Origin of the sequence: Longimicrobium sp. (genome assembly GCF_036387355.1) — a bacterium.
Taxonomy (GTDB): Bacteria; Gemmatimonadota; Gemmatimonadetes; order Longimicrobiales; family Longimicrobiaceae; genus Longimicrobium.
In genome coordinates this window covers 1-3,260 of the sequence record NZ_DASVTX010000200.1, presented here as the reverse complement: position 1 = coordinate 3,260, position 3,260 = coordinate 1, and the positions used below count along the sequence as shown (strand labels likewise).

The following is a 3,260-nucleotide window of genomic DNA, read 5'->3' as shown; positions in this document are numbered from 1 at the left end:
GCGCGCAGCAGCCGGATTCCGCGCTCCGGCCGGATGCGCGCACGGAAGAGGAGCTGCGGACGCTGCGTCGCACGCTGGATGAGGCGCTGGCCCGCGGGGACCGGGGCGCGCTGCAGCAGATCCTGGCGGACGGGTTCATGTTCGTGCACTCCACGGGCGTGGTGGAACGCGCGACGAGTACATCAACCGCTCCGTGGCCGGCGCGGGCGGCGGCGGACCGCAGCCGCAGTTCGTGTTCGACGACGAGCGGATCCGCATCTACGGCGGCACCACCGCGGTGTGGACGGCCCGCTCCGTCCGGCGGCTACCCGGAAGCCCGGAGATCCGGCTGCGCAGCACGGACGTGATCGTAAAGCAGGATGGGCGCTGGCGATGGGCTTCGGTGCACTCCACCCGCCTGCCCACGCGCCCCGCCGCGGCCTTCGTGGAAGCCGCCGTGCTGCAGGCGCACGCGGGCGAGTACGAGATCGCGCCCGGGCGAACCCTGACGGTCACGCTGGAGAACGGTGCCTTGCGCGGATCGGCCGCGGGCGTGCGCCAGCGCGAGCTGATCCCGCGGTCCGGCACCGAGTTCGTGTGGTTCAGCCCCGATTCCAACGCGGACATGGTGATCGTCTTTGTACGCGGCGACGGCGGACGGACGACGCATGCCGTGCTGCGCCGGGACGGCGTGGAGGCCTGGCGCGCACGCAGAGTGCGCTGAAGCATTCCGCCCGACCGACGCTTTTTGCTCCCCGACACTTCCGTAGCCGCATGATCCTGGCGCCGCGCATGGCCCACACCGCATTTCCCGTCTTCATCGTGATCTGGCTGGCGCTGGGACCGCTCAGCTGGCTGTACATCCGCGCCCGGCCCACGGCGGCGGAGAAGCGCCGGGCGCATCGGATGGTGACGGTCGCCGCCGCGGTGATCTTCGGCGGGTTCGTGCTGTTCATGTTGCCGGAAGCAGCGTTCCTCATGGTTCCGGCACTGAGCCTCATCACGTGGCTGAACCTGCGGAACACCCTCTTCTGCGATCAGTGCGGAAAAATGGTGACGCAGCACCCTTTTCAGCGGGTTGGGTTCTGCCCGCGCTGTGGCGCGCCGCTGTCGCCTTAGTTCGCGCTCCCACCGCTGCTGCACGTCGGGATGGTCATCGGCGGGCGCGTGCCGCCGATGCGGTCTGCCCGGCTTTCCTCCGCTCCCGCACGACTCTCGATGCACTGGAGCCTCATCTACCTGGCGCTCGTGCCCGCCGCGCTGCTGTTTCTGTTCGCGGCGCTGATGGCGCTGGCGGGCTTTCGCCGGATGGCCGCGGGGTCCGCCACGCGCCGCTGGCCGTCCGCCCCGGGCCGCGTCACCCGCTCCGGCGTGGCCATCGAACACACCACGGACGGAGAAAGCACGTACGAGGTGTATCAGCCCGAAGTGCTCTACACGTATGACGTGGGAGGTGAGATCCGCACCGGCGACGCGCTCCACATCCACCCGCGCACGTTCTCGTCGCGCGACGCTGCGGAGCGTGAGGCTAGCCGGTACGCGGAGGGCGCGGAGGTGCGCGTCTTCTACCATCCCGCCGATCCGTCGCGGGCGGTGCTGGAGCCGGGCGCCGGCCGCTCTCCCGCGGGGTATTTTGCCATGGCGGTGCTGCTGGCCGTCGCCGGGCTGTACGCCGCGCGGCTGATGTGCGGCGCGAACGCGCAGGTCGCGGCCGGGCTGCCGTCCATCTGCGGCGCCGTTCCGTCCTGGGTTGCCCTCCCGTGGTGAGCCGCCGCGCGACGGATCGCGACGCACCGCCCACGCCGCCCGGACGGCTGCGTTCTTGAAGAACATCGGCGCGGATGCACCTGTCGCGAACACGCGCCGAGCCGGAGAGCACGATGCCGAAAGCAAAGGACGCAGCACCGCCGGAGGGCTTCCGTTATCAACCGGACGTGCTGCCGGCGGACGAGGAACGGGCGCTGGTGGAGCACATCCGCGGGCTGCCGCTCAAGGAGTTCGAGTTCCACGGCTACGTGGGAAAGCGCCGCGTGCTGTCGTACGGATGGCACTACGACTTCACCGAGCGCCGGCTGCACCCGGTGGACCAGATTCCCACGTTTCTGCTGCCGCTGCGGGACCGCGCCGCCGCGTTCGCCGGCGTCGCGCCCGAAAGCCTGCCGCACGCGCTGGTGACCGAGTACGGACCCGGCGCCACCATCGGCTGGCACCGCGACAAGGGCGTGTTTGACGACGTGATCGGGGTGTCGCTGCTCTCGCCCTGCGTGTTCCGCCTGCGCCGCAAGGCGGGCACACGGTGGGAGCGCTTCTCGCTCACGGCAGAGCCGCGGTCGGCGTACCTGCTCCGCGGCCCGTCGCGGACGGAGTGGGAGCACAGCATTCCCGCCGTGGACGCGCTCCGCTACTCCGTCACCTTTCGCACCCTGCTGGCGGACGGCTGACGGCGCGGGGCCGGGCTTGTGCGCCTCGTCCGCCGCGGCTCATCTTCGTGGCCGCCCATGGCCAGCTCACCCGGACCGCACGCGACCGACCTCGTGGCAGGCGCCGCGTGGCTCCCGACCATCCTGTTCCACGTGGGATCGACGGAGATGCTGCGGGGCGACGCACGGCGCATGCACGAGCGCCTCGTCGCGGCCGGGGGCGAACGCCCGCTGTCTGTGTACGACTACGTCGCCCGCGCTTGGCACCCGCTGGCGCCCCACAGTCCCGAACCGCCGCCGCCGTTGCGCAAGCGGCGGCGTTATCCACGCACCTCGCGGCATCCGCACCTTACCCGGACACGATTTCGGTATGAAGAACCTTTATCAACCGGCGACCGCGGCCGAGGTGCAGGCGCGGCTGCAGACCCTGCGGCCCGACAGCGCGCGGCAGTGGGGGACCATGAACCCGGCCCAGGCGGTGGCGCACTGCGCCGCATCCATGGAGACCGCCGTGGGCGACACGCTTCCCGGCCGCGTCCTGATCGGGCGCATCATCGGCTGGCTCATCAAGCCGCTGGTGCTGGGCAACGAGGAGCCCATGCGCCGCAACACGCCCACGTCGCCGGAGATGCGCGTGGCGGACGAGCGGGATCTGGAGCGGGAGCGGCAGCGCCTGGCCAGGCTGATCGACCGGTTCGCCACCGGCGGGCCGTCGGCCTGCACCACGCATCCGCACAGCTTCTTTGGCCGGCTGACGCCGCAGGAGTGGGCGGTGCTCATGTACAAGCACCTGGACCATCACCTGCGGCAGTTCGGGGCCTGAGCGCCCTTCCGCGGGGAGGAACCCGCGCGGCGCCTGCG

Annotated in this window: 5 protein-coding genes and 1 pseudogene; all 6 read left to right on the top strand. The window is 71.2% G+C overall.

Annotated features, from left to right (window positions below):
- Window positions 1–53: 53 nt before the first annotated feature.
- Window positions 54–161, top strand: a pseudogene (locus VF665_RS25990) (DUF4440 domain-containing protein); the annotation flags it as partial.
- A 20-nt stretch (window positions 162–181) separates the two neighbouring features.
- A complete protein-coding gene (locus VF665_RS08815; protein WP_331053047.1) occupies window positions 182–703 on the top strand; it encodes a DUF4440 domain-containing protein in 522 nt (173 codons plus the stop codon).
- A 50-nt stretch (window positions 704–753) separates the two neighbouring features.
- On the top strand, window positions 754–1,098 hold the full coding sequence (locus VF665_RS08810; protein WP_331053046.1) for a hypothetical protein: 345 nt from the start codon (window positions 754–756) through the stop codon (window positions 1,096–1,098).
- A gap of 99 nt (window positions 1,099–1,197) precedes the next feature.
- On the top strand, window positions 1,198–1,746 hold the full coding sequence (locus VF665_RS08805; protein ID WP_331053045.1) for a DUF3592 domain-containing protein: 549 nt from the start codon (window positions 1,198–1,200) through the stop codon (window positions 1,744–1,746).
- A 113-nt stretch (window positions 1,747–1,859) separates the two neighbouring features.
- A complete protein-coding gene (locus VF665_RS08800; protein WP_331053044.1) occupies window positions 1,860–2,420 on the top strand; it encodes an alpha-ketoglutarate-dependent dioxygenase AlkB in 561 nt (186 codons plus the stop codon).
- A 349-nt stretch (window positions 2,421–2,769) separates the two neighbouring features.
- Window positions 2,770–3,222, top strand: a complete 453-nt coding sequence (locus tag VF665_RS08795) for a DUF1569 domain-containing protein (RefSeq protein WP_331053043.1) — start codon at window positions 2,770–2,772, stop codon at window positions 3,220–3,222.
- The last annotated feature ends 38 nt before the right edge of the window (window positions 3,223–3,260 follow it).

What these genes read in the sequence shown, in the direction of transcription:
- VF665_RS08795 (WP_331053043.1), top strand. Translation starts at nt 2,770, where the DNA reads ATGAAGAACCTTTATCAACCGGCGACCGCGGCCGAGGTGCAGGCGCGG.
- VF665_RS08810 (WP_331053046.1), top strand. Translation starts at nt 754, where the DNA reads ATGATCCTGGCGCCGCGCATGGCCCACACCGCATTTCCCGTCTTCATC.
- VF665_RS08800 (WP_331053044.1), top strand. Translation starts at nt 1,860, where the DNA reads ATGCCGAAAGCAAAGGACGCAGCACCGCCGGAGGGCTTCCGTTATCAA.
- VF665_RS08805 (WP_331053045.1), top strand. Translation starts at nt 1,198, where the DNA reads ATGCACTGGAGCCTCATCTACCTGGCGCTCGTGCCCGCCGCGCTGCTG.